24 protein-coding genes and 1 riboswitch are annotated in these 23930 nt (G+C 71.3%); of the genes, 7 read left to right on the plus strand and 17 right to left on the minus strand.

Annotated elements, in window-relative coordinates:
• Nucleotides 1-71: 71 nt before the first annotated feature.
• Entirely contained in the window at nucleotides 72-1100 is a 1029-nt protein-coding gene (locus AVW11_RS00150) for a GlxA family transcriptional regulator (RefSeq protein WP_076042917.1), read from the minus strand.
• A gap of 136 nt (nucleotides 1101-1236) precedes the next feature.
• Here AVW11_RS00150 and AVW11_RS00155 point away from each other — a divergent pair, with 136 nt between their 5' ends.
• On the plus strand, nucleotides 1237-2160 hold the full coding sequence (locus AVW11_RS00155; RefSeq protein ID WP_076042860.1) for an NADP-dependent oxidoreductase: 924 nt from the start codon (nucleotides 1237-1239) through the stop codon (nucleotides 2158-2160).
• A 9-nt stretch (nucleotides 2161-2169) separates the two neighbouring features.
• Here the strand turns inward: AVW11_RS00155 and mnmA are convergent, their stop codons facing one another.
• Nucleotides 2170-3300 (minus strand): tRNA 2-thiouridine(34) synthase MnmA, encoded by a 1131-nt coding sequence (mnmA, locus tag AVW11_RS00160; RefSeq protein WP_030846814.1) that lies wholly within the window; start codon nucleotides 3298-3300, stop codon nucleotides 2170-2172.
• Between the two features lie 69 nt (nucleotides 3301-3369).
• Between mnmA and AVW11_RS00165 the strand changes: the two genes are divergently transcribed.
• A complete protein-coding gene (locus AVW11_RS00165) occupies nucleotides 3370-4035 on the plus strand; it encodes an N-acetylmuramoyl-L-alanine amidase (protein WP_030846810.1) in 666 nt (221 codons plus the stop codon).
• Nucleotides 4036-4048: 13 nt separating this feature from the next.
• Here AVW11_RS00165 and AVW11_RS00170 read toward each other — a convergent pair whose 3' ends face one another.
• From AVW11_RS00170 to AVW11_RS00220, 11 genes are all read right to left on the minus strand, one after another.
• The gene (locus tag AVW11_RS00170; RefSeq protein ID WP_030846807.1) at nucleotides 4049-5212 is read right to left on the minus strand and encodes a cysteine desulfurase family protein; all 1164 of its coding nucleotides are present in this window, start codon (nucleotides 5210-5212) and stop codon (nucleotides 4049-4051) included.
• 120 nt (nucleotides 5213-5332) lie between these two features.
• A complete protein-coding gene (locus tag AVW11_RS00175) occupies nucleotides 5333-6187 on the minus strand; it encodes a thioesterase family protein (protein WP_030846804.1) in 855 nt (284 codons plus the stop codon).
• A 46-nt stretch (nucleotides 6188-6233) separates the two neighbouring features.
• Nucleotides 6234-6890 (minus strand): trimeric intracellular cation channel family protein, encoded by a 657-nt coding sequence (locus tag AVW11_RS00180; RefSeq protein ID WP_030846801.1) that lies wholly within the window; start codon nucleotides 6888-6890, stop codon nucleotides 6234-6236.
• Nucleotides 6891-7248: 358 nt separating this feature from the next.
• The gene (locus AVW11_RS00185; RefSeq protein WP_076042861.1) at nucleotides 7249-8355 is read right to left on the minus strand and encodes an ABC transporter ATP-binding protein; all 1107 of its coding nucleotides are present in this window, start codon (nucleotides 8353-8355) and stop codon (nucleotides 7249-7251) included.
• Nucleotides 8352-9476 (minus strand): ABC transporter ATP-binding protein, encoded by a 1125-nt coding sequence (locus tag AVW11_RS00190; RefSeq protein ID WP_076042862.1) that lies wholly within the window; start codon nucleotides 9474-9476, stop codon nucleotides 8352-8354. The genes AVW11_RS00185 and AVW11_RS00190 overlap by 4 nt, the downstream gene beginning before the upstream one ends.
• Complete coding sequence (locus AVW11_RS00195; protein WP_030846795.1) at nucleotides 9473-10471, minus strand: ABC transporter permease; 999 nt, start codon at nucleotides 10469-10471, stop codon at nucleotides 9473-9475. The genes AVW11_RS00190 and AVW11_RS00195 overlap by 4 nt, the downstream gene beginning before the upstream one ends.
• A gap of 132 nt (nucleotides 10472-10603) precedes the next feature.
• Nucleotides 10604-12382 carry an ABC transporter substrate-binding protein gene (locus AVW11_RS00200; RefSeq protein ID WP_030846793.1) on the minus strand — a complete coding sequence of 593 codons (1779 nt, stop codon included), beginning with the start codon at nucleotides 12380-12382 and terminating at the stop codon, nucleotides 10604-10606.
• A gap of 74 nt (nucleotides 12383-12456) precedes the next feature.
• Nucleotides 12457-13452, minus strand: coding sequence for an ABC transporter permease (locus tag AVW11_RS00205; RefSeq protein ID WP_030846791.1), 996 nt, complete (start codon nucleotides 13450-13452; stop codon nucleotides 12457-12459).
• A 463-nt stretch (nucleotides 13453-13915) separates the two neighbouring features.
• Nucleotides 13916-14656 carry an enhanced serine sensitivity protein SseB C-terminal domain-containing protein gene (locus tag AVW11_RS00210; protein ID WP_030846786.1) on the minus strand — a complete coding sequence of 247 codons (741 nt, stop codon included), beginning with the start codon at nucleotides 14654-14656 and terminating at the stop codon, nucleotides 13916-13918.
• A gap of 95 nt (nucleotides 14657-14751) precedes the next feature.
• Nucleotides 14752-15486 carry an enhanced serine sensitivity protein SseB gene (locus tag AVW11_RS00215; protein WP_030846783.1) on the minus strand — a complete coding sequence of 245 codons (735 nt, stop codon included), beginning with the start codon at nucleotides 15484-15486 and terminating at the stop codon, nucleotides 14752-14754.
• Between the two features lie 114 nt (nucleotides 15487-15600).
• Nucleotides 15601-16260 carry an AAA family ATPase gene (locus tag AVW11_RS00220; protein WP_051700263.1) on the minus strand — a complete coding sequence of 220 codons (660 nt, stop codon included), beginning with the start codon at nucleotides 16258-16260 and terminating at the stop codon, nucleotides 15601-15603.
• Nucleotides 16261-16465: 205 nt separating this feature from the next.
• A riboswitch (glycine riboswitch) is annotated at nucleotides 16466-16569 on the plus strand.
• Nucleotides 16570-16740: 171 nt separating this feature from the next.
• On the opposite strand from AVW11_RS00220, the gene gcvT reads away from it, so the two are divergent.
• From gcvT to AVW11_RS00240, 4 genes are all read left to right on the plus strand, one after another.
• The gene (gene gcvT / locus AVW11_RS00225; protein WP_030846777.1) at nucleotides 16741-17856 is read left to right on the plus strand and encodes a glycine cleavage system aminomethyltransferase GcvT; all 1116 of its coding nucleotides are present in this window, start codon (nucleotides 16741-16743) and stop codon (nucleotides 17854-17856) included.
• A gap of 103 nt (nucleotides 17857-17959) precedes the next feature.
• Nucleotides 17960-18340: a glycine cleavage system protein GcvH gene (gene gcvH, locus AVW11_RS00230; RefSeq protein WP_030846773.1), complete on the plus strand. Its 381-nt coding sequence runs from the start codon at nucleotides 17960-17962 to the stop codon at nucleotides 18338-18340.
• 15 nt (nucleotides 18341-18355) lie between these two features.
• Nucleotides 18356-19612 (plus strand): serine hydroxymethyltransferase, encoded by a 1257-nt coding sequence (gene glyA, locus AVW11_RS00235; RefSeq protein ID WP_030655704.1) that lies wholly within the window; start codon nucleotides 18356-18358, stop codon nucleotides 19610-19612.
• Nucleotides 19613-19899: 287 nt separating this feature from the next.
• Complete coding sequence (locus tag AVW11_RS00240; RefSeq protein ID WP_030846770.1) at nucleotides 19900-21282, plus strand: L-serine ammonia-lyase; 1383 nt, start codon at nucleotides 19900-19902, stop codon at nucleotides 21280-21282.
• A 153-nt stretch (nucleotides 21283-21435) separates the two neighbouring features.
• Here AVW11_RS00240 and AVW11_RS00245 read toward each other — a convergent pair whose 3' ends face one another.
• From AVW11_RS00245 to AVW11_RS00250, 3 genes are read right to left on the minus strand one after another with little or no spacing between them, the layout of a single operon-like run.
• On the minus strand, nucleotides 21436-21693 hold the full coding sequence (locus tag AVW11_RS00245; protein ID WP_051700250.1) for a hypothetical protein: 258 nt from the start codon (nucleotides 21691-21693) through the stop codon (nucleotides 21436-21438).
• Nucleotides 21694-21714: 21 nt separating this feature from the next.
• On the minus strand, nucleotides 21715-21876 hold the full coding sequence (locus AVW11_RS39410; RefSeq protein WP_476755982.1) for a Tse2 family ADP-ribosyltransferase toxin: 162 nt from the start codon (nucleotides 21874-21876) through the stop codon (nucleotides 21715-21717).
• On the minus strand, nucleotides 21807-22298 hold the full coding sequence (locus tag AVW11_RS00250) for a hypothetical protein (protein ID WP_076042863.1): 492 nt from the start codon (nucleotides 22296-22298) through the stop codon (nucleotides 21807-21809). The genes AVW11_RS39410 and AVW11_RS00250 overlap by 70 nt, the downstream gene beginning before the upstream one ends.
• Before the next feature lie 445 nt (nucleotides 22299-22743).
• Between AVW11_RS00250 and AVW11_RS00255 the strand changes: the two genes are divergently transcribed.
• Nucleotides 22744-23241 (plus strand): AMIN-like domain-containing (lipo)protein, encoded by a 498-nt coding sequence (locus tag AVW11_RS00255; protein ID WP_420856355.1) that lies wholly within the window; start codon nucleotides 22744-22746, stop codon nucleotides 23239-23241.
• Nucleotides 23242-23268: 27 nt separating this feature from the next.
• Here the strand turns inward: AVW11_RS00255 and AVW11_RS00260 are convergent, their stop codons facing one another.
• The gene (locus AVW11_RS00260; RefSeq protein WP_060176827.1) at nucleotides 23269-23913 is read right to left on the minus strand and encodes a dihydrofolate reductase family protein; all 645 of its coding nucleotides are present in this window, start codon (nucleotides 23911-23913) and stop codon (nucleotides 23269-23271) included.
• Between the last annotated feature and the right edge of the window lie 17 nt (nucleotides 23914-23930).

Raw genomic sequence — 23930 nt, forward strand, 5'->3', positions numbered from 1 at the left:
ACCGGGCCGTAGGTGCGGGCCGTTGATCCGATCCTGTCAGCGTGCGCCCGCGGTGGCGATTACCTCGGAGGTCATGCCGGGGCGGCGGGCCGGAAGGTGCGGCGGTAGGCGATCGGGGAGACGCCGAGGGACGCGCGCATGTGCTGGCGCAGTGAGCCCGCGGAGCCGAAGCCGGACCGGTGGGCGACGAGGTCGACGGGGAGGTCGCTGGATTCGAGCAGGTGCCGGGCCGTCTCCAGGCGTTGGGCGGTGAGCCACTGCACGGGGGTCATGCCGACCTCGTCGCGGAAGCGCCGTGTGAAGGTGCGCAGGCTCATCCGGGCGTGGGCGGCGAGTTCGGCGAGGCTGACCGGTTCGGCGAGGCGTTCCAGGGCCCAGGCTCGGGTGGCGGTGGTGGTGGCGACGGTGGGCTCGGGGACGGGCCGGTCGATGAACTGGGCCTGCCCGCCGTCGCGCCAGGGCGGGACGACGCACATACGGGCGGCCCGGTTGGTGACGGCGACGCCGTGGTCGCGGCGGATCAGGTGCAGGCACAGGTCGACTCCGGCGGAGACCCCGGCCGAGGTCAGGACGTCGCCGTCGTCGACGAACAGGACGTCCTCGTCGATGCGGACCCGCGGGTAGGCGCGTCGGAACTCGTCGGCGAGGTTCCAGTGCGTGGTCGCGGGGCGGTCGTCGAGGAGTCCGGCGGCGGCGAGCACGTAGGAGCCGGAGCAGATGGACACCAGGCGGGTGCCGGGGCGGATGCCGGCGATGGCCTCGGCGACGGCGGGCGGCAGCGGCCCGCCGCGGGCCAGCTCGGGCATGGCGTGGGTGGGCGGGACGATCACGGTGTCGGCGGCGGCGAGGGCTTCCGGGCCGGCGGCGGGCTGGAGGGAGAATCCGCAGTCGCTGGGCACGGGGGCACCGTCGGCGGTGCAGACGACGACCTCGTACAGGGCGTCGCCGTCATCGTCGACGGCGCTGCCGAAGACGCGGGAGGGGATGCCCAGCTCGAACGGCGGGAAGCCGGGCAGGGCCAGTACCGCGACCAGGTGCCGGCCGTCCGTGCCGTTCCCGCGGCGGTTCGTGTCCGCGGCCTGCTCGTGGTCCTCGCGCATCGCACCCATGGCCAGATCCTGTCACAGGGTGGCCAAACGGCCAACACCACGAGGGGGCGCGGTGCCCGAGTCTGGGACACGTCGCCGGGAGACAGCCCGGTATCGGACGCAAACGAACGGAATGAGGCGGACTGAGATGCGCGCGATCGTCGTCAACGAGTGGGGCGGCCCGGAGAACCTGGTCGAGCGGGAGATCGAGCGGCCGGAGCCGGGGCTAGGCGAGGTCCTCGTCCGGGTCCACGCGGCGGGCGTCAACCCGGTCGACTGGAAGACCCGCGCCAGCGGCGCCCTGATCGCCTGGGGCGAGACCCCGATCCTGGGCTGGGACGTCTCCGGCACCGTCGAGGCGGTCGGGCCCGGCGTGACCCTCTACGCCCCCGGCGACGAGGTGTACGGCATGCCGCACTTCCCGCGGCAGGCGGGCGGCTACGCGGAGTACGTGGCGGCCCCGGCGCGGCACTTCGCCCGCAAGCCCGCCTCCCTCGACCACGTGCAGGCGGCGGCGCTGCCGCTGGCGGCGCTCACCGCCTGGCAGGCGCTGGTGGACACGGCCGGGGTCACGGCCGGGCAGCGGGTGCTCGTGCATGCTGCGGCCGGCGGCGTCGGCCACCTGGCGGTGCAGATCGCCAAGGCGCGCGGGGCGTACGTGATCGGCACCGCCAGCGCCGCCAAGCACGACGTGCTGCGCGGGCTGGGCGCCGACGAGCTGATCGACTACCGCTCGGTGGACTTCGCCGAGGCGGTCTCGGACGTCGACGTCGTGCTGGACGCGCTGGGCGGGGACACCGCCAAGCGCAGCCTGAAGGTGCTCAGGTCCGGCGGCCACCTGGTGTCCTTGCCCGGCCCGGACTCCGTCCCGGCGGATGCCGACGGGGTGAACGCGGCCTGGGTGCTGGTCGACCCGGACCTCAAGGGGCTGGAGGCGATCGCGGACCTCGCGGACAAGGGCCTGCTGAAGCCGCTGGTCGAGACGGTGCTGCCGCTGGCGGACGCCGCGCGGGCCCATGAGATCGGCGAGCAGGGCCGGACCACCGGCAAGATCGTCCTGACGGTGGTCTGACCGGGCCGATCAGACGGCGGCGGCGGCCCGCGTCGTCGTCGCGATGGTGGCCGAGCCGACCACGCGGGTGCCGTCGTAGAGCACGATCGCCTGGCCGGGGGCCACGCCGCGGACGGGCTCGGTGAAGGAGACGCGCAGCTCGCCGTCCACGACCTCGGCGAAGACCTCGGTCTCGCCGCCGTGGGCGCGCAGCTGGGCGGTGTAGGTGCCCGGGGCGGCCGCCTCGGCTCCGCACCAGCGGGGACGGATCGCGGTGAGGGCGCTGACGTCGAGGGCCTCGGCGGGGCCGACGGTGACGGTGTTGTTCACCGGGGAGATGTCGAGGACGTAGCGCGGCTTGCCGTCGGGGGCCGGGTGGCCGATCCGCAGGCCCTTGCGCTGGCCGATGGTGAAGCCGAAGGCGCCGTCGTGGGTGCCGATCTTCTCGCCGGACTCGTCGACGATGTCGCCCTCGGCCTTGCCGAGGCGGTGCGCGAGGAAGCCCTGGGTGTCGCCGTCGGCGATGAAGCAGATGTCGTGGCTGTCGGGCTTCTTCGCGACGGCCAGGCCGCGGGCCTCGGCCTCGGCGCGGATCTCTTCCTTGGTGGTGAGGGTGTCGCCGAGCGGGAAGAGCGCGTGGGCGAGCTGCTTCTCGTCGAGGACGCCGAGGACGTAGGACTGGTCCTTGGCCATGTCGGAGGCGCGGTGCAGCTCGCGGGAGCCGTCCTCCTTGAGCACGACGGTGGCGTAGTGGCCGGTGCAGACGGCGTCGAAGCCGAGGGCGAGGGCCTTGTCGAGCAGCGCCGCGAACTTGATCTTCTCGTTGCAGCGCAGGCAGGGGTTCGGGGTGCGCCCGGCCTCGTACTCGGAGATGAAGTCCTCGACGACGTCCTCGCGGAAGCGCTCGGCGAGGTCCCAGACGTAGAAGGGGATGCCGATGACGTCGGCGGCGCGGCGGGCGTCGCGGGAGTCCTCGATGGTGCAGCAGCCGCGGGCGCCGGTCCGGAAGGACTGCGGGTTCGCGGAGAGCGCGAGGTGGACGCCGGTCACGTCGTGCCCGGCTTCGACGGCGCGGGCGGCGGCGACGGCGGAGTCCACTCCGCCGGACATGGCGGCCAGGACGCGAAGGGGGCGGTCGGTGCGCGGCAGGTTCTCAGTCATAGCACCGTCCAGGGTACGGGGGAACCGAGCGGGGTCACAGCGCGTTAGGGGGTCAGGGGGGTGGATCACATGACCGAGCAGGGGAACACCGGGTCGAAGCCGAGGAGCCGCACGCGCCGTGCGGTGCTGTTCGGCGGCCTCGGGGTGGTCGCCGCGGCGGCGGTGGCGGGGCGGGACGAGATCAGCCGCACGTGGTGGCTGCTGCCGGGGGTGGCCAAGCCGCGCAAGGAGGGCGAGATCGACCACGCGGGTGCGGGGTGGACCGCGGCCTCGCCGGCGAACTGGCGGATGGCGGACCGGCCCGACGACTACCGGGTGGACCGGATCGTCGTGCATGTCACACAGGGCGGCTTCAAGTCCTCGGTGGACGCCTTCAAGAACCCCTGGCACAAGGCGTCGGCGCACTACATAGTCCGCGGTGACGGGCATGTGGAGCAGATGGTGCGCGAGCTGGACGTGGCCTTCCACGCGGGCAACCGCTCGATGAACGAGCGCAGCGTCGGCATCGAGCACGTGGGTTTCGTGGACCGGCCGAAGGACTTCACGGACGCCATGTACGCGGCGTCGGCAAGGCTGGCGGCCGACATCTGCCGCCGCTACGACTTCCCGGCGGACCGGGGGCACATCGTCGGCCACTCCGAGGTGCCGGGCGCCGATCACACGGACCCGGGCGACCACTGGGACTGGGACCGCTACATACGCATGGTCCGGGAGGCCCTGGCCGCTTCGGCCTGAGCCTCCCGGCCGCTCAGCTGAGGCCGGCCGTCCGGGCCCGCTCCACCGCGGGGCCGATGGCTGCGGCCAGGGCGGCGACGTCCTCCTTGGTGGAGGTGTGGCCGAGGGAGAAGCGCAGGGTGCCGCGGGCCAGGCGCGGGTCGGTGCCGGCCGCCAGCAGGACGTGGCTGGGCTGGGCGACGCCCGCGGTGCAGGCCGAGCCGGTGGAGCACTCGATGCCCTGGGCGTCGAGCAGGAGCAGCAGGGAGTCTCCCTCGCAGCCGGGGAAGCTGAAGTGGGCGTTGGCCGGGAGCCGCTCCTCGGGGTCCCCTCCGAGGACGGCGTCGGGCACGGCGGCGAGCACGGCGGCGATGAGTTCGTCGCGCAGGGCGCCGATCTCGGCGGCGAACTGCTCGCGGCGCTCGGCGGCGAGGACTGCGGCCACCGCGAAGGCGGCGACGGCGGGCACGTCGAGGGTGCCGGAGCGGACGTGCCGTTCCTGCCCGCCGCCGTGCAGGACGGGTACGGGGCTCTGGTCGCGGCCGAGGAGCAGCGCTCCGATGCCGTAGGGGCCGCCGATCTTGTGGCCGCTGACGGTCATGGCGGCGAGGCCGCTGTCGGCGAAGTGGACGTCGAGCTGTCCGAAGGCCTGGACGGCGTCGGAGTGCAGGGGGATCCCGGCCTCGCGGGCGGTGGCGGCCAGTTCGCGGACCGGCATGACGGTGCCGATCTCGTTGTTCGCCCACATGACGGTGGCCAGGGCGACGTCGTCGGGGTTGCGCTCGACGGCTTCGCGGAAGGCGTCGGGGTGCACGCGTCCGTAGCGGTCCACGGGCAGGTAGTCGACCTGGGCGCCCTCGTGCTCGGCGAGCCAGTGCACGGCGTCGAGCACGGCGTGGTGCTCGACGGGGCTGGCGATGACCCGGGTCCGGGCGGGGTCGGCGTCGCGCCGGGCCCAGTAGAGGCCCTTGACGGCAAGGTTGTCGGCCTCCGTGCCGCCGGCGGTGAAGACCACCTCGCTGGGGCGGGCGCCGATCGCCTCGGCGAAGGCCTCGCGGGCCTCCTCGACGGTACGGCGGGCCCGGCGGCCGGCGGCGTGCAGGGAGGAGGCGTTCCCCGTGGCGGCGAACTGCGCGGTCATCGCCGCGGCGGCCTCCGGCAGCATGGGGGTGGTGGCGGCGTGGTCGAGGTAGGCCATGATCCCCCGATTCTAGGGGCCCACCCGTGCCCTTCGGCCCAGCGGGACCCCGGCCGGGCCGCGGGGGGCTCGTGCCCGCCCCGCCGCCTCCCGCCGGGGTCCCACCGGGAGCGCGGGGGGTCAGATGCGCAGGGCGCGCGCGAGCTGGCGGGACTGTGCGACCAGGTGGTCGGTGGAGTCCCAGACCTCGGCGTCCTCCTCCAGGAAGCCGCCGGCCAGGTTGCGGGTGGTGATGGAGATCCGCAGCGGGCCCGGGGCCGGGCGGCGGCGGATGTGCGTGGTGAGCTCCACGGTCGGGGTCCAGGCCACCAGGCCGAGGTCGAAGGCGGTCGGCGGCAGCGCGTCCACCGCGAGGAGCATGGAGAGCGGGTCGGCGTCGCGGCCGTCGGCCAGCTCGAACCAGGCCCGCATCTCGCCCTTGCCGGAGGGCGCGCCGACGGCCCAGCCCGCGGTCGCCGGGTCCAGCCGGAGCCGGAGGCGGTCCACGATGGCGGAGCTGCCGGGGATCGGTGCGGGGCCCGCCTCGGGGCCGACGCAGTTCTCGTAGGAGGGCATGAGCGGGGGCTCGGCGACCGTCCGCACGTCGTCGGGGAGGGAGGCGAGGTCGCCGTAGGAGGCGAGGACGCGGATGCGCTCGACCTCGTTGCCGTGCTCGTCGTACTGCAAGAGCGAGGCCTGGCCGGTGGAGAGGGTGCGGCCGACCCGGACGACCTCGGTGCGGATCACGGCGGGTCCGGGCACGGAGGAGGTCAGGTAGTGCGCGGACACCGTGAAGGGGTCCGGGTGCGGGAGGGTCGCCGACAGGGCCCGGCCGACCAGGGCCAGCAGGTAGCCGCCGTTGACAGCGGCGATGATCGTCCAGCCGGCGGAGAGCTCCGCGTCGTACACGCCGGGCTCACCCGCGCGTTCGGTGATGGCGGTGTCGCGGTCGAACTCGCTGTCGCCGATGGATGCCTGGGCAGCTGCATATGACATGGAACGACGGTACACCCGCTTACTACTAAGCGGTAGCTTTCTCTTGTTACGGCTCTTCGGCCACCGAGGAGCGCCGGTTCCAGGCCAGGGGCGCCCGCCAGTGGTAGCGCATGGCGAGGAGCCTCAGGACGAAGGTCGTCACGATCGCCAGGCCGGTGGTGACGGCGTTGAGGGAGTCCAGGGCGATGGAGACGGCGACCATCGCGGCCCCGACGGTGGCGGGCACGGCGTACATCTCGCGGTCGCGCAGCAGCGAGGGCACCTCGTTGACCAGGACGTCGCGCAGTACGCCGCCGCCGACGGCCGTGGCCAGGCCCAGGGCGGCGGACGCGGTCAGGCCGAGGCCGTACTCGTAGGCCTTGGTCGTGCCGGTCACGCAGAACAGCGCGAGGCCGGCGGCGTCGAAGACGTTGATGGCCCGGTTGATCCGCTGGACCTCGGGGTGCAGGAAGAAGACGAACGCGGCGGCGAGGAGCGGGGTGACGAAGAAGCTGAGCTCGCCGAAGGCGGCCGGCGGGACGGCGCCGATGACCAGGTCGCGGAAGAGGCCGCCACCGAGGGCGGTGACGAGGGCGAGGACGGCGATGCCGAAGACGTCGAAGTTCTTGCGGACGGCGAGGAGGGCGCCGGAGGTGGCGAAGACGAAGATGCCTGCGAGGTCCAGGGCATGCTGGACCCCCGGCGGGAAGAGATCGTGGAGCACGGGGCCATTGTCACCTGCCGCGTCGCCTGCGGCGGGCTCGGCGGAATGCGGGGCTCCGCCACCGCGGCCGGGTACGGCTCACCGACGCGGGGCTCCGCCCCGAACCCCGCGCCCACGCGCCGGCGGAGCCGGGTTCGGCCGGGCGGGCTCGGCGGAGTGCGGGGCTCCGCCGCCGGGTGCGGGTAACCCCAGCGCCGCCGAGGCCGGGTTCGGCCGGGCGGGCTCGGCGGAATGCGGGGCTCCGCCACCGCGGCCGGGTACGGCTCACCGACGCGGGGCTCCGGACCGAGTCCCGTGCCTCACGCGCCGGCGGGGCCGGGCTGGGCGGGCGGGCCGGGGGGCCCGCCCGCGGCCGGGGTCAGTCCGTCGCCGTGGTCACCGCGTCCGACGCGCCCGGCAGGGGCTTGTCGTCCGGGGCCTGGTCGGGGGCGTTCTCCGGGTGGTGGCAGGCCACCTGGTGGCCCGCCTTCAGGGCGAGCAGCGGCGGCTCCTGCGTCGCGCAGATCTGCGTCGCCTTCCAGCACCGCGTGTGGAAGCGGCAGCCGCTCGGCGGCGAGATCGGGGACGGCACGTCGCCCTTGAGCAGGATGCGGCCGCTCTTGGCGCCCCGCCGCCTCGGGTCCGGCACCGGCACGGCCGACATCAGGGCCGTGGTGTAGGGGTGCATCGGCTCCCCGTACAGCGACTTGTTGTCGGCGAGCTCGACGATCTTGCCGAGGTACATCACCGCGATGCGGTCCGACACGTGCCGGATGACCGACAGGTCGTGCGCGATGATCACATAGGTGAGGCCGAGCTCCTGCTGGAGGTCGTCCAGCAGGTTCACCACCTGGGCCTGGATGGAGACGTCCAGCGCCGAGACGGGCTCGTCCGCCACGACCAGCTTCGGCTTGAGCGCCAGGGCCCGGGCGATGCCGATGCGCTGGCGCTGGCCGCCCGAGAACTCGTGCGGGTAGCGGTTGTAGTGCTCGGGGTTGAGGCCGACGAGCGACAGCAGCCGCTGGACCTCCGCCTTGAGCCCGCCCTCCGGGGTGACGTTCTGGAGCTTGAACGGTGCGCTGACGATGGTGCCCACCGTGTGGCGCGGGTTCAGCGAGCCGTAGGGGTCCTGGAAGATCATCTGGACGTCTCGGCGCAGCGGGCGCATGCCCGCCACTCCCAGGTGGGTGATGTCCTTGCCCTCGAACTCGATGGTCCCGCCGGTCGGTTCGAGCAGCCGCGTGATCAGCCGGCCCATGGTCGACTTGCCGCAGCCGGACTCGCCGACGACGCCGAGGGTCTCACCGCGCCGGACGTCGAAGTCGAGGCCGTCGACGGCCTTGACCGCGCCGGACTGCCTGCGCAGCAGCCCCTTGGTGATGGGGAAGTGCTTGGTCAGGCCGGTGACCTTGAGCAGCGGCTCGGGCGAGTCCGTGGCCTGCGCCGGAAGGGTGACGGCCGGATCCGTCTTCTTGGTGTCGGTCACAGCTTCGGCGCAATCTCTTCGGTCCAGATCCGGGTCCGCTCCTCCTGCGACATGTGGCAGGCGGACCAGTGGCGGGTGCCGTCCTGCCCGGTGTCGTCCTGCGCCGTGAGCTCGGGGCGCACGGTGCGGGTGACGTTGCCCTTGGGCACGTCGGCGTAGGGGCAGCGCGGGTTGAAGGCACAGCCGCTCGGGATGTTGATGAGGCTGGGCGGCGAGCCCTTGACCGGGATGAGGCGCTCGGTCTGCTCGCGGTCGATGCGCGGCATCGAGCCCAGCAGGCCCCAGGTGTAGGGGTGCCGGGGCTCGTAGAAGACCTTCTCGGCGGTGCCCCGCTCGACGCAGCGGCCGCCGTACATCACGAGGAGTTCGTCGGCCATCTCGGCGACCACGCCGAGGTCGTGCGTGATCATGATGACCGCTGAGCCGAACTCCTTCTGCAGGTCCCGGATCAGGTCGAGGATCTGGGCCTGGACGGTGACGTCCAGGGCGGTCGTCGGCTCGTCCGCGATGAGCAGTTCGGGGTTGTTGACGAGCGCCATCGCGATCATCGCGCGCTGGCGCATGCCGCCGGAGAACTCGTGCGGGTAGCTGTCGAACCGCTTGTGCGGCTCGGGGATGCCGACGCGGTCGAGGAGCTCGACGGCCCGCTTGCGGGCGGCCTTCTTGTCGACCTTGTGGTGGACCCGGTACGCCTCGGAGATCTGCTTGCCGACCGTGAAGTACGGGTGCATCGCGGACAGCGGGTCCTGGAAGATCATCGCGATCTCCCGGCCGCGCAGCCTGCGCACCTCGTCCTCGTCGGCGGAGAGCAGTTCCTTGCCGTCGAGCCAGATCTCGCCGGAGATCCGGGCCCGCTGGCGGCCGTACTGGCCCACCCGGTGCAGGCCCATGATGCCCAGCGAGGTGACCGACTTGCCGGAGCCGGACTCGCCCACGATGCCGAGGGTCCTGCCCTTCTCCAGGGTGAAGGAGAGGCCGTCGACCGACTTGACCAGTCCGTCCTCGGTCGGGAAGTGCACCTTGAGGTCGCGGACGTCGAGGAAGGCGGTGGAGGACGGCGCCCCGTCGTAGGGCTGGTTGAGCGCTCCGGTCTCTCCGGTCTTGGTCGTCGGGTCGGTCATGACAGCCTCACTCGGGGGTCGATCACCGCGTACAGGAGGTCAACGATGAGGTTCGCGGCGACGACGAAGAACGCGGAGATCAGGGTGATGCCCAGGATGACGGGGAGGTCGTGCTCGCTGATGGCGCGTACCGCGCTGTAGCCGAGGCCGTGCAGCGAGAACGTGTACTCGGTCAGGACCGCGCCGCCCATCAGGGCGCCGAGGTCGAGGCCCAGGACGGTCAGGATGGGCGTCATCGTCGAGCGCATGGCGTGCTTGCCGATGACGACGGGTTCCGTCAGGCCCTTGGCGCGGGCGGTGCGGATGTAGTCCTCGCCGAGGACTTCGAGCATGGTCGCGCGGGTGAGCCGCGCGTACATCGCCGCGTAGAGGAAGGCGAGCGAGACCCACGGCAGGATCATGCCGTTGAACCACCTGCCCGGATCCTCGGCGAAGCTCGCCTCCGGTCGTCCGAACCAGCCGAGCTGGTCGGAGAAGAGGGCGATGACGAGCATGCCCGTGAAGTAGATGGGGAGGGACACGCCGGCGAGGGCGACGCCCATGGCCGAGCGGTCCAGGAGGCTGCCGCGCTTGAGGGCGGAGACGACGCCGGTGGCGACGCCGCCCGCGACCCAGAGCACGACGGCGCCCATGGCGAGGGAGAGGGTGACCGGCAGCCAGTCCAGCAGCAGCGGCCAGACCTCCTGCTCGGTCTTGAAGGAGTATCCGAAGCAGGGCGCGGCGCATTGCGTGACGTCGGAGCCGTTGGCGTACGTGCGACCCGCCACCAGCCCGACGACGAACTTGCCGAACTGGACGAGGATCGGGTCGTCGAGACCCATCTTCTGCCGGATGCCTTCGATGGCGGCGGGGTCGGACTGCTTGCCCACGAAGTACAGGGCAGGGTCCGTCCCGATCAGCTTCGGGAACAGGAAGAAGATTCCGAAGGTCACCAGCGTGATGACCAGCAGCATGACGAGGACGGCGAAGATCCGTCGGATGAGGTATGCAAGCACTGCGCTCGGCCTGGCTGTGGCCCGGGGGCGCCCTCTTCTGGAGAGCGCCCCCAGGCCGCAACCGCGGCCATCACCTGCCCTTCGTGCCTAGCGGGTGTGGCACTGGAACACTGGAACTGGACTGATGGACCGTTACTTCACGACACCGAGGGACGCGTAGTCGTAGCGGCCGTTGTAGGCGTCGGTGGTGTAGGCGTTCGTCAGCCGGCTGCTGCGCCAGGTGATCGTCTTGTCGTAGACGAAGGGCAGGTAGACCGCGGCCTCGGAGACCTTCTGGTTCATCTGCTTGTAGATGTCGCCGGCCTTGGTCGGGTCGGTCTCCGCGATGGCCTGGTCGAACAGGCTGTTGATCGCCGGGTCGTTCAGCTCGGAGAAGTTGTTGTTGCCGCTCTGCAGGATGAAGCGGCCGTCGACCAGCGGCTGCGAGAAGCCCTGTCCGGTCGGGAAGTCGGCGCCCCAGCCCATGATGATGATGCCGTAGCCCTTCTCCTTGACGACCTTCGGCGAACCGATGATGCCGGAGGTCTGGGCGCCGTCGAACTGGTCGACGTCGGCCTCGATGCCGACCTGCTTCAGGGCGTTCTGGAGCGAGACGGCCGTGGCGACCTCGACCGGCTTGTTGTTGCGGACGGCGATGGTGGTCTTGAAGCCGGTCTCCTTGCCGCAGGCCTTGAGGGCCTCCTTGGCCTTCTCGAGGTTCGGCTTGCCGTCGTTCTTCAGGACCTCGTACGGGTCGTACTTGGCGTCCGAGCCCTTGATGCCCAGCGGCAGCATGTTCGGGGCGATGTCGCCACCGGCCTGCGGGCCGCCGCGGGCGGTCTGCAGCGACTTCTTGTCGGCGGCGTAGATGACGGCCTTGCGGCACTCGATGTTGTCGAACGGCGCGACGGTCTGCGGCATGACCGCGTACCGGATGAAGCCGGTCTGGCCGTTGTCGAGGTTGCCCTTGTGGTCCTTCAGCGCGGTGGCGCGGGCCGCCTGGCCGATGCCGGTCGCGTTGATGTCGAGGTCGAACTCGCCGTTCATCAGGCGCTTGTCCATGTCGTCCGCGTTCGCCATGAACGTGACCGAGATGGTGTCCGGGAGCGCCTTGCGGATGGTGTCCGACTCGGGCTTGTAGTTCTCGTTGCGCGAGAGCTTCATGCTCTTGTTCGGCTCGTACGAGTCGATCTTGTACGGGCCGTTCGAGAAGGGCTTCAGGCCGTACTTGGCGGCCGTGTCCTTGTCCTGCTTGACCGGGCTCGCCGCGGGCATCGCCAGCATCTGCTCGAAGTCGCCGTTGGGCGTCGGGAGCTTGAAGATGATGGTCTTCGCGTCCGGGGTCTCGATCGCCTTCAGGCCGAGCTTGTCCGGAGCGGTGTCCTTGTACGGGCCGGGGTACTCGGCCTTCGGGTCGAGGACCTGCTGGAGGTAGACCGGACCGCCGGAGATGACGTCCTGCGCCCAGGTGCGCTCGATGCCGTACTTGACGTCCTGGGCGGTGACGGGCGAACCGTCCTCCCAGGTCACGTTGTCCTTGAGGGTGTACTTGTAGGTCTTGCCGCCGTCGCTGATCTCGGCCTTGGCGGTGGCGAGGTCCGGGACGAGCTCGGTGCTCTCCTTGCCGGGGCCCGGCTTGAAGCTGATCAGCTGGCGCGTGTAGTAGCGGGAGAAGTCCCACATGAAGCCGTAGTAGCCGCGCTGCGGGTCCCACGAGTCGGCGTCCTGGGTACCGACGAACTTCAGCTCGCCGCCCTTCTTGTCCGACGCGTTGGCGACCTTGTCGATGCCCGCGTTGAAGCCGCTGCCGGAGGCGGCGGCCTTGTCGTCCTTCTTCTCGGCCCCGCCACAGGCGGTCGCGGTGAGCATGGCCGCGAGCACGACGGCCGTGCCGGCGGCAAGTCTGCGCTTCGACGTGCGATGGGTAGTCACGATGCTCGCAACCCTCCGTTGTAGTTCCGGTGTACGTACGGCACGAGGCCGGTTCCTGGTTTGCCCTGCGGTGGCTAGCGGGAGCCCTTCGGGTCGAGGGCGTCACGGACGCCGTCGCCGAAGAGGTTGAAGGCCAGCACGGTGATGAAGATCGCTACGCCGGGGAAGATCATGAAGAGCGGATCGTCCTCGTAGGTCCGCACGGCCGTGGCGAGGGTCTCCCCCCAGGACGGCGTGGGCGGCTTGACGCCGACTCCGAGGAAGCTCAGCGCCGCCTCGGTCAGCACGTTGGTGGGGATCATCAGCGTCGCGTAGACCGTGATGGGCGCCACCAGGTTCGGGAGCAGTTCGCGGAAGAGGATGTAGAAGCGGCCCGCGCCGAGGCTGCGCGCGGCCTCGACGTACTCGCGCTCGCGCAGCGAGAGGGTCTGGCCCCGGACGATGCGGCCGATGTACGGCCAGCCGAAGAAGCCGATCACCAGCACCAGTACGGCGATGCGCAGGCCCGAGCCCTCGAAACCCCAGAGCTTGTTCGGGATGACCGAGATCAGCGCGATGATGAAGAGCAGCTGCGGGAAGGCCAGCAGCAGGTCCATGACCCGGCTGATGGCGGCGTCGACCCAGCCGCCGAAGTAGCCGGCGACGATGCCGAAGACGGTGCCCAGCGAGACCGCCACGAAGGCGGACAGGAAGGCCACCAGCAGCGAGATCCGGGCGCCGTAGACGATGCGGCTGAAGACGTCGCGGCCGTTGACCGGCTCGACGCCGAGCAGGAAGTCGCTGCTCATGCCGCCCCAGTCGCCGAGCGGGAGGCCCAGCAGCGGGTCGAGCAGGTCCTCGTGCAGTTCCTCCGGCGGATGTCCGAAGGCCTTGACGATCAGCGGCGCGAAGATCGCGACGAGGATCAGCAGGATCACGATGATGCCGCCGGCCAGCGCGACCTTGTCGCGCTTGAGGCGCAGCCAGGCGATCTGCCACGGCGAGCGCCCCTCGATCGCCTTCTGCGGAACGTCGGGGGCGGCCACGGCCGCGGGCTCGGCCGCGCTGGTGTCGTGCAGTGGTGCCGTCATCGTGGTGGGGACCCCTCTCGGCCGACGGTGGCCGGCCCATGCCCGCCGCTGTGGCGGCTTGGTTCAATCGGCGTCGCTGGTTGTGCGATTGGCGAGAAATGTGCCGGAAGTGCACGTGAAGAGCCGGTGTTTGTGAGATGGACCGGCCTTCGGTGGGGGGAGTCTTCAACGCGCTCTCAATCGCCCGCCAGACCCCCCGGGGATGTGATGCGCAACCGTGATCTGCGCCTACACCTTCCGCTATCCGAACCGCCAGACCTGTTGAGCGGTGAAACACCGCCCGTTCGGCGCGGAACGGACATCCGGCCCAACTGCCCTTTCGGGCACGGATCCTGGGTCTATTCAGCGGATATGCCGAAGGCCGCACCGATGCGACCGGTGCGGCCTTCGAGACGGATGTCTCACTATGCGGGAGTGGTGCCGGAAGTCGCCGCAGGTCGGCGGGGCGTCCGTGCGCGCCGGATCAGTACGCCGGCGCCTGGCCCTCGCGGTCGTAGAAGGGGCGCGTCTGCGCCCGCAGCCACATGGCCACGGGATCGTGCTCGTCCGCCAGCGCGACGGTGCACACCGGGACGCCCTCGGGGACCGCCCCGACCGACTGGCGCATCATCTCCCGTACGGACTCCAGCGCGGGCCCGGAGGCGTCGTACAGGTCGAGCCCGACCGCGAGGTACGGCGACCCGAGGGCCGGCTGCACCCAGGCGCGGCGCAGCGAGCGCACAGCCGGTGTGCGGTGCGCGTGCTGGGTCAGCAGCCCGTAGAACTGCGGGAGCTCGATGCTCGGCTCGGACAGCCGCAGCGGGCCCGCCGGCATCCGGTCCAGGCCGGTCGCGATGCGCCGCAGGTCCGCCCACGGGACGCCGAGGCCGCCGCCCTGGGCGTGCGGGTTGAGCCACAGGCCCCACCGGTCCGGGTAGAGGGCCCGGGCGATGTCCCGGCCGGTGACCACCTCGTAGCCGCGGTTCCAGCCGCTCGCGGCCAGCTCCTGGGGGGAGGTGACGCAGGGCGCGTAGCCGAGCCCCTCGACCTCCATCCCGCCGTACTGGGCGTCCGGGGACCCCGGCTGCCCCTGCCACAGCAGCATCCACAGCCGGCCCTCGGACAGGGCGTGCAGCAGTGACTCGTAGCTCTCGTAGCGCCCGGGGGTCACCTGGCGCATCATGTGCTCGACCTGCCCGGCCGCGGCCGTGCCTGACGCACTCACCCGGTACCCCTCTTCGTCCGCCCGTCGCTCCACGCGTGCCTCACCCGGTCGGCGCTCATGCGTGCGGCCGGGAGATGTAACCAGCTTAAGCGGCCCTACGGCAGGTAGAAGGGGCGTACGCGCTCACGAATCCAGTCCGTGACCGGGTCCTGGGCCGCGTCCAGGAGGATCAACTGCACCGGCCACGGCGCCGGCACGCGCGCCAGGGCCCGTCCGAGCGCCTCCATCGGCGCCTCCCGCATCTGCGGCTCCCACCCCGCCAGGCGGACCCCGATGAACAGTTGCGGGGCCCCTCCCTCGACGCTGGCGAGGCAGCGGTGGGCCGCGGCGACCACGCCGGTGGCGCGGAACTCCTCGCCGGCGGCGGCCAGGAAGTCCACCGGGTCCTCCTGCCAGTCGGGCTCGAAGAGCCGCACGCGGCCGCCGGCGGCGGGTCCGTCGAGCGGGCTGCGGCCGGCGCGGCAGAGCTCCGCGACGGCGGGCGGGGGCAGCGGTACGCCGACGGCGCCCTCCGGATTGACCGCGATGCCCAGCTGCGGGGGCAGGCCCCGGGCGAACTCGACCGCCGGGGCCACCGCGAAGTCCATGCCGGGGCCGACACAGGCGAGGAACTGGGCCTCGGAGCTGTAGACCGGGACGTACGCCGCGCCGCCGATGTCCATGGTGGGCAGGTCCAGGCCGGCCGTGTCGGGGCCGCCGCCGCCCGGCAGGGGCACCCACACCTGGCTGCGCCCCAGCACCTCCAGGATCCGGCCGCCGGCGTCCGGCTGCCCGAGCGCCGCCCCGAGCACCTGCTCCAGCTCATTCCCCGGCCAGCCGCTGCCCTGCATCTGCCCCTGCCCCTGTCTGGTCGCGCGCGTACGGTCCCGCGCGTGTCGCCCCGCAGGGTACCGGCCCCCGGGCGGGCGCCGCCGCGGGGGACCCGGGTGCGGGCGGTCCGGCGGTCAGGGGTGGAAGCCGATCCCCGTCACCGCGGCGGCCGAGCGGCGGTCCAGGAGGGTCGCGGAGGCGCACCCGGCGGGCGGGCGGCCCTCCTCGGCGTCGCGCAGCAGGCGGCCCACGGCCCCGCGGTGGCGGGCGAAGGCGTAGGCGGACACCCCGCGGCCCCGAGCGGCCTGCCCGGAGAGTGCCTCCTCGGGGCTGCTGTCGAGGAGGACGAGGTGCAGCGCCCGGCCCCGCCGGCGCGCGGCCGCGGCGAGCAGGCCGCGCACCCAGCTCTGGGTGCCGCAGTCGTGGACGACCACGGAGGCGCCGGAGCGCAGGATCCGGTACAGCCCCCAGTAGTGCGCGGCGCGGACCAGCGGGCGGTAGACGGCGTAGGGAAGCCGGGCGGGCATCCGGCGCTCCCAGCGCTCGCGGGTGTCCTGGGAGTCGACGGCCCCGCCCTCCGGCGCGGCCCGCTTGATCAGCGTGCTCTTGCCGCCGCCGGGGAGGCCCGAGACCACGACGATGTCGCCCTCGGCGAAGCCGAGTCGCCGGGGTGCGGGCAGCGCCGGGCCGCGCAGGTCGCGTACGAGGCCGAGGCCGCCGTCGGCCGCCCTCCGGCGATCGCGCGCGCCGCGCCGCTGACCCGGCACCGCCTCCACGGTTCCCGTCGTCGTCACCACTCCGAATCTCCGCACAGTGTTCGCCTCCCCCGAATCGGGTCACCGGGACCCTTGCCCCCTGAGTGTAAAGAGACGGTAATCGGCATGTCCGGTTCCGTTCCGCCCGCTCGGATGGGCGTACGAACTTTCGGACCCCGACCCCCGATCTCGGGCATGGCGTGCAATGATGTGCGCCATCTGGACCAACTGCATACCGGCCGCTTGAATCCGCGCGGGAGAGTCCCGGCACGCCGCAAGGCCGTGCGCGGGCGCCGAAGGAGCAAGAACCTCCCTTGAATCTCTCAGGCCCCGTACCGCGTGGATGAGGCAGATCTGAAAAGCGAGCTGTTCGGCAGCTCCACCCAAGGTGCAAGTCGGGGAGACCGGCGATCGGACGATCGGCGGAACTCTCGGCGAACCTCTCAGGTTCCGATGACAGATGGGGAGGAACGTCCTCGTCATGTCATGTCGATGCCCTGGGACCCGGGAGCCACACCCATGAGCACTGCCCCCCGCCTGACCGCCCTCGATGCGCTGCACCGCTCGCTCGGTGCGACCATGACCGACTTCGCGGGCTGGGACATGCCGCTGCGGTACGCCAGCGAGCGCGACGAGCACAACGCCGTGCGCACCAAGGCCGGCCTCTTCGACCTGTCGCACATGGGCGAGATCACCCTGACCGGCCCGGAGGCCGTCAAGGCCCTGGACTACGCGCTCGTCGGCAACATCTCGACCGTCGGCGTCGGCCGCGCCCGTTACACGCACATCTGCCAGGAGGACGGCGGGATCCTCGACGACCTGATCGTCTACCGCCTCGGCGAGACCGAGTACATGGTCGTCGCCAACGCCTCCAACGCCCAGGTCGTCCTCGACGCCCTGACCGAGCGCGCCGCCGGCTTCGACACCGAGGTCCGCGACGACCGCGACGCCTACGCGCTGATCGCGGTGCAGGGCCCGGAGTCCCCCGGCATCCTGGCGTCGCTCACCGACGCCGACCTGGACGGCCTCAAGTACTACGCGGGCCTGCCGGGCACCGTCGCGGGCGTGCCCGCGCTGATCGCGCGTACGGGCTACACCGGCGAGGACGGCTTCGAGCTGTTCGTCGCCCCCGAGCACGCCGTGGAGCTGTGGCAGGCGCTGGCCAAGGCCGGCGAGGGCGTCGGCCTGGTCCCGGCCGGCCTGTCCTGCCGCGACACCCTGCGCCTGGAGGCGGGCATGCCGCTGTACGGGCACGAGCTGACCACCTCCCTGACCCCGTTCGACGCGGGTCTGGGCCGGGTCGTGAAGTTCGAGAAGGAGGGGGACTTCGTCGGCCGCGCCGCCCTGGAGGCCGCCGCCGAGAAGGCCGCGTCCCAGGCGCCGCGCAAGCTGGTCGGCCTGGTTGCCGAGGGCCGCCGCGTCCCGCGCGCCGGCTTCCCCGTCGTCGCCGGCGGCAAGGTCGTCGGCGAGGTCACCTCGGGCGCCCCGTCCCCGACGCTGGGCAAGCCGATCGCGATGGCGTACGTGGACGCGGAGCACGCCGCGCCCGGCACCTCCGGCGTCGGCGTCGACATTCGCGGTACGCATGAGCCGTACGAGGTCGTCGCGCTGCCGTTCTACAAGCGGCAGAAGTAACCCTCCGCGCACGACGTCCGCCGTCCGGGTACCCGGACGGCGCCGTCTCAGTACCCAAGACCGCAGTTCGTATCCACTCCCCCGCATCCAGGAGAATCAGGTCATGAGCAACCCCGAGAAGCTGCGTTACACCAAGGAGCACGAGTGGCTGTCGGACGTCGTGGACGGCGTCGCGACGGTCGGCATCACGGAGTTCGCGGCCAACGCGCTCGGTGACGTCGTCTACGCCCAGCTCCCCGAGGTCGGCGACACCGTGACCGAGGGCGAGACCTGCGGCGAGCTGGAGTCGACCAAGTCGGTCAGCGACCTGTACTCCCCGGTCTCCGGCGAGATCGTCGAGGCCAACCAGGACGTCGTCGACGACCCGGCGCTCGTGAACACCGCCCCGTTCGAGGGCGGCTGGCTGTTCAAGGTCCGCCTCTCCGAGGAGCCCAAGGACGCGCTCTCCTTCGAGGAGTACACCAAGCTCACCGCCGGTAACTGACCCCAGGGGACCCTGATGTCTGTACTGAACACCCCTCTCCACGAGCTCGACCCCGACGTCGCCGCCGCCGTCGACGCGGAGCTCGTGCGCCAGCAGTCCACCCTGGAGATGATCGCGTCGGAGAACTTCGCTCCGGTCGCCGTCATGGAGGCCCAGGGCTCGGTCCTCACCAACAAGTACGCCGAGGGCTACCCGGGCCGCCGCTACTACGGCGGCTGCGAGCACGTCGACGTGGTCGAGCAGATCGCGATCGACCGGATCAAGGCGCTGTTCGGCGCCGAGGCCGCGAACGTCCAGCCGCACTCCGGCGCGCAGGCCAACGCCGCCGCGATGTTCGCGCTGCTCAAGCCGGGCGACACGATCATGGGCCTGAACCTGGCCCACGGCGGTCACCTGACCCACGGCATGAAGATCAACTTCTCCGGCAAGCTCTACAACGTGGTCCCGTACCACGTGGACGAGTCCGGCGAGGTGGACATGGCCGAGGTCGAGCGCCTCGCCAAGGAGTCCAAGCCGCAGCTGATCGTCGCCGGCTGGTCCGCCTACCCGCGCCAGCTGGACTTCGCCGCCTTCCGCCGCATCGCGGACGAGGTCGGCGCGTACCTGATGGTCGACATGGCGCACTTCGCCGGCCTGGTCGCCGCGGGCCTGCACCCGAACCCGGTGCCGCACGCCCACGTCGTGACCACCACCACGCACAAGACCCTCGGCGGTCCGCGCGGCGGTGTCATCCTGTCGACGCAGGAACTGGCCAAGAAGATCAACTCCGCGGTCTTCCCGGGCCAGCAGGGCGGCCCGCTGGAGCACGTGATCGCGGCCAAGGCCGTCTCCTTCAAGGTCGCGGCCTCGCCCGAGTTCAAGGAGCGCCAGGAGCGCACCCTGGAGGGCGCGAAGATCCTCGCCGCCCGCCTGGTCCAGGACGACGTCAAGGCCGTGGGCGTGGACGTCCTCACCGGCGGCACCGACGTGCACCTGGTCCTGGTCGACCTGCGCAACTCCGAGCTCGACGGCCAGCAGGCCGAGGACCGCCTCCACGAGGTCGGCATCACGGTCAACCGCAACGCCATCCCGAACGACCCGCGGCCGCCGATGGTCACCTCGGGCCTGCGGATCGGTACGCCGGCCCTGGCCACCCGCGGTTTCGACGCCGAGGCCTTCACCGAGGTCGCCGAGATCATCGCGCAGGCGCTGAAGCCGACGTACGACGCCGAAGGCCTCAAGGCGCGCGTCTCGGCGCTCGCCGCGAAGTTCCCGCTGTACCCCTCGCTCTAGGGCGACGGGTAGGGCTGGCCCGGCCTTGTCTCGCACAGGGCCGGGCCTTTTCGTGGCCGGGCGCGGTCCTCGACGTCGGGGCCGCGAAAGACGCCGTACAGGTCGGCGTAACCGACCCCCTCCCGAACTGACGTACGCTGATGAACCGGGCAAGGGCGCCCACGAGGTGATCTTTGCCCGCAATCCCTGCAAAGTCCGCACCCTCCGTCGGCCGCCTCGCTACGCTGCGAGAGCGACTGGACGGTCCGTTCCCCGCCACAGCGGGGATGACCCGGGAGTCCGCTAACGTGGCCATTTCCGTTTTCGACCTCTTCTCGATCGGCATCGGTCCGTCCAGCTCGCACACCGTGGGTCCGATGCGCGCCGCACGCATGTTCGTGACGCGGCTGAAGAAGGACGGCGTGCTCGCCCAGACGGCCTCCGTGCGGGCCGAGCTCTTCGGCTCCCTGGGCGCGACCGGCCACGGCCACGGCACGCCCAAGGCGGTGCTGCTGGGCCTGGAGGGCCACTCCCCCCGCACCGTGGACGTGGAGACGGCGGACGACGAGGTGGAGCGCATCCGCAAGAGCGGCCGCCTGCGGCTGCTGGGGGCGGAGATAGGCGATGGCCACGAGATCGCCTTCGACGAGCCGAACCAGCTGATCCTGCACCGCCGGCGCTCGCTGCCGTACCACGCGAACGGCATGACGCTCTTCGCGTACGACGAGGCCGGCACCCCGCTGCTGGAGAAGACCTACTACTCGGTCGGCGGCGGCTTCGTCGTGGACGAGGACGCGGTCGGCGAGGACCGGATCAAGCTCGACGACACGGTGCTGAAGTACCCCTTCCGCTCCGGTGACGAGATGCTGCGCCTGGCGAACGAGACCGGCCTGTCGATCTCCTCCCTGATGCTGGAGAACGAGAAGGCCTGGCGCACGGAGGAGGAGATCCGCGAGGGCCTCCTGGAGATCTGGCGCGTCATGCAGTCCTGCGTCTCGCGCGGCATGTCCCGCGAGGGCATCCTCCCGGGCGGCCTGCGGGTCAAGCGCCGCGCCGCCTCCACGGCGCGCCAGCTGCGCACCGAGGGCGACCCGATGATGCACCGCAGCGAGTGGACGACGATCTACGCGATGGCGGTCAACGAGGAGAACGCGGCCGGCGGCCGTGTCGTCACCGCGCCCACCAACGGCGCGGCGGGCGTCCTCCCGGCGGTCCTGCACTACTACATGAACTTCGTCCCCGGCGCGGACGAGGACGGCGTGGTCCGCTTCCTCCTGGCGGCGGGCGCGATCGGCATGCTGTTCAAGGAGAACGCCTCGATCTCCGGCGCCGAGGTCGGCTGCCAGGGCGAGGTGGGCTCCGCCTGCTCGATGGCGGCCGGCGCCCTCGCCGAGGTCCTGGGCGGCACCCCGGAGCAGGTCGAGAACGCCGCCGAGATCGGCATGGAGCACAACCTGGGCCTGACCTGCGACCCGGTCGGCGGCCTGGTCCAGATCCCCTGCATCGAGCGCAACGGCATGGCCGCGGTCAAGGCCGTCACCGCCGCCAAGATGGCGATGCGCGGCGACGGCTCCCACAAGGTCTCCCTCGACAAGGTCATCAAGACCATGAAGGAGACCGGCGCCGACATGAAGATCAAGTACAAGGAGACCGCCCGCGGCGGCCTCGCGGTCAACGTCATCGAGTGCTGACCTGACCGACATCTGACCGACGCGCTGACGCGAAGAGCGGCCCGGTCCCCTGATCTTTCAGGGGACCGGGCCGCGCGTGTATGGGGGCGGGGGAGAACGCCGGGAGATGCGCACAGCACTTCCCGGCGACTCCCTACCGCTCGGATCAACCGGTCAGTCGAACTCGTTGAGGTGCTTGGAGGTAGCCACCCACCTGAACTGCTCGTCGTCGTCGCGCGACTCCAGCAGTCCGCCCTCTACGAGGGCCAGGAGCGCCGCGTGGAGCCCGCGCCCCGCCGGGTTGTCCTCCCAGAAGATCCGCTTGCTCCTCGAGAAGGGGACCTCAGGAGTGATGGCTCCGAGACTCAGCCCGAGCAGGTAGGCCGCCTGATCCCAGTCGACCCAGTCCGCCATCGATTCGGAAAGCACCATTCAGCCCTCACATCCTTCTCTTCACGAGGGCTCGATCCGGCGCCACAGGTGCCGCGTCGAGGCCAACAGATCCTCGAATTCTTCCAGAGGCATGTCATAGGCCGGCCCGATGGTCACGTGGGTCTTGCCGTCCTTGACTGCCTTGAGGCCCTTCGGCAGGTCTCGGGAGTCGATGGACCACATGTGCAGGGTCTGTCTCCGTCGACACGGATGCCGAGCTTCTTCGGCGAGCGCCCCAGAACGGGGAGTCCGTCCTCGTCCATCTCCATGCCACGGTAGGTTGTCCGGTCTCCGCCGCCGGAACCGCCGCCACCGCCACCGGGGCTGTCGCCGCTACCTCCGCTGTCGGCCTGTTTCGCCGCCGGAGCCTCGACGTCGTCGGCCTTCTTCGGCGCCTTCGCCGCATCGGCCTGTTTCTGCCACGCACGCATGTCCTCCTCGTACTTGGCGAAGGCCTTGGCGTCGTTGTCCGAGCGCTTGAGGGGTCCGGTGGCCCAAACGACCTCGTCCTCCCACTTGTTGTACATGGTCCAGGCGCGGTCGAGCGCCTTGACGACGCGCTTGCCCTTCCCGAGGACACCCAGGAACTGCTCACCGATCAGCATGGCGCAGGTCGTCTGTTCCCGCCCAGGCAGTCGGCGACGTCCTCCCAGCCGATGAGGCCCGATCTTGGTGGCCTTCTCGACATCACGCGCCGAAACCGTCGGTGTCGGCCTCGCCGGCGCCCGAGGGGTCGGAGAAGGGCGACCAGCAGCGGTACCCCGGTCTCCGGGGACACCGACGGCGACGGCCGGGCCGACATCGTCATGATGTACAACTACGCGGCCGGCGACAGCAGGGCCTTCACCCTGACCAGCCGCCCCGACGGCGGCTTCGACGGCGTCCGCGCGTCCTGGTACGCCGCACCCGGCATGTGGTAGCCGACAGCGGCTGCTGAGAGAAGGAGGGCCCCGGCCCCGTCCTGGGCGCGGGGCGGAACCGGGGGGTCCGGCATGGCGTCCTAGCAGGTGCCATCAGTCCCCGTCTCTCGAGAATCGAGGGGACATCATGATCCACACACGTCTCCGGCGGTTCGTGGCTCTGGCCTCCGGCGCACTGCTCGTCGCCGGACTCGCGTTCGCCTCACCCGCCTCCGCCTCCTCCCTCGCCTCCACCCAGGCGCCGACCCCGCTCGTCGTGAACGCCCGCTGGGGCGGGCACGCCACGTTCGACCGGATCGTCATCGACCTCCAGGGGTACGCCCCCACCGTGACCGTCACGCCTGTCGCACAGCTCAGGTACGACGGGTCCGGGCAGCCCGTGCCGCTGGCCGGGAAGCACTTCCTGGAGATCCGCCTCAACCCCGCCGCCGCGCACGACGACGCGGGCGAGAGCGTCTACCGCGGCCCGAGGCTCCGGAAGATCTACCTCGGCAAGCTCAAGGGCCTCGCCATGACCGGCGACTACGAGGGGTACGTGACCTTCGGCGCCGCCTTCGACACCCTTCCCTACTACCGCGCCTACAGCCTGCACTCGCCGGAGCGGTTCGTCGTGGACATCGCGCACTGAACCACCGGCATCTGCGGTCATCCGCGGTCATCTGCGCCAGAACAGGTGGTGCGTGACGCCGCTCGGGCTGGGCACGACGTCCAGGTGGAAGCGGTCGAGCAGTTCCTCGGGCGATTCCCACAGCCGTACCCCGGAGCCGATCTCCACGGGCGCGACCGCCACGTGCAGGGTGTCGACGAGGCCGGCGTCGAGGAACTCGCGGATGGTCGTGGCACCGCCGCCGAGCCGGACGTCCTTGCCCGGCGCCGCTTCCCTGGCCGCGGCGAGGACGGCGGCCGGCTCACCGTCGACGAAGTGGAAGGTGGTGTCGGAGAGCGTGAACGAGGGGCGTGGGTGGTGGGTCAGGACGAAGACCGGCGTGTGGAACGGCGGCTCGTCCCCCCACCAGCCGCGCCACTCGTGGTCGGCCCAGGGCCCCCGCTGGGGTCCGAACTTGTTGCGGCCCATGATCTCCGCACCGATGTTGTGCGTGAAGTCCCGGGTGAAGTAGTCGTCCAGGCCCCGGGTGCCGCCCGGCTCGGTGCGGTTCGGCCAGCTCGCGGTGGCCCCGGCCCACGCGAACAGGGCACCGGGATCGGCGTGCCCGAAGGGCCGCTCCAGGCTCTGGTGCTCACCGGTGCCGAATCCGTCGCGCGAGACGCAGAAGTTCTGGACTCTCAGCAGTTGCTCCACGGGCTTCCTCTTCCTCC

The sequence above is a fragment of the Streptomyces amritsarensis genome (assembly GCF_001953875.1).
Classification (GTDB): Bacteria; Actinomycetota; Actinomycetes; order Streptomycetales; family Streptomycetaceae; genus Streptomyces; species Streptomyces amritsarensis.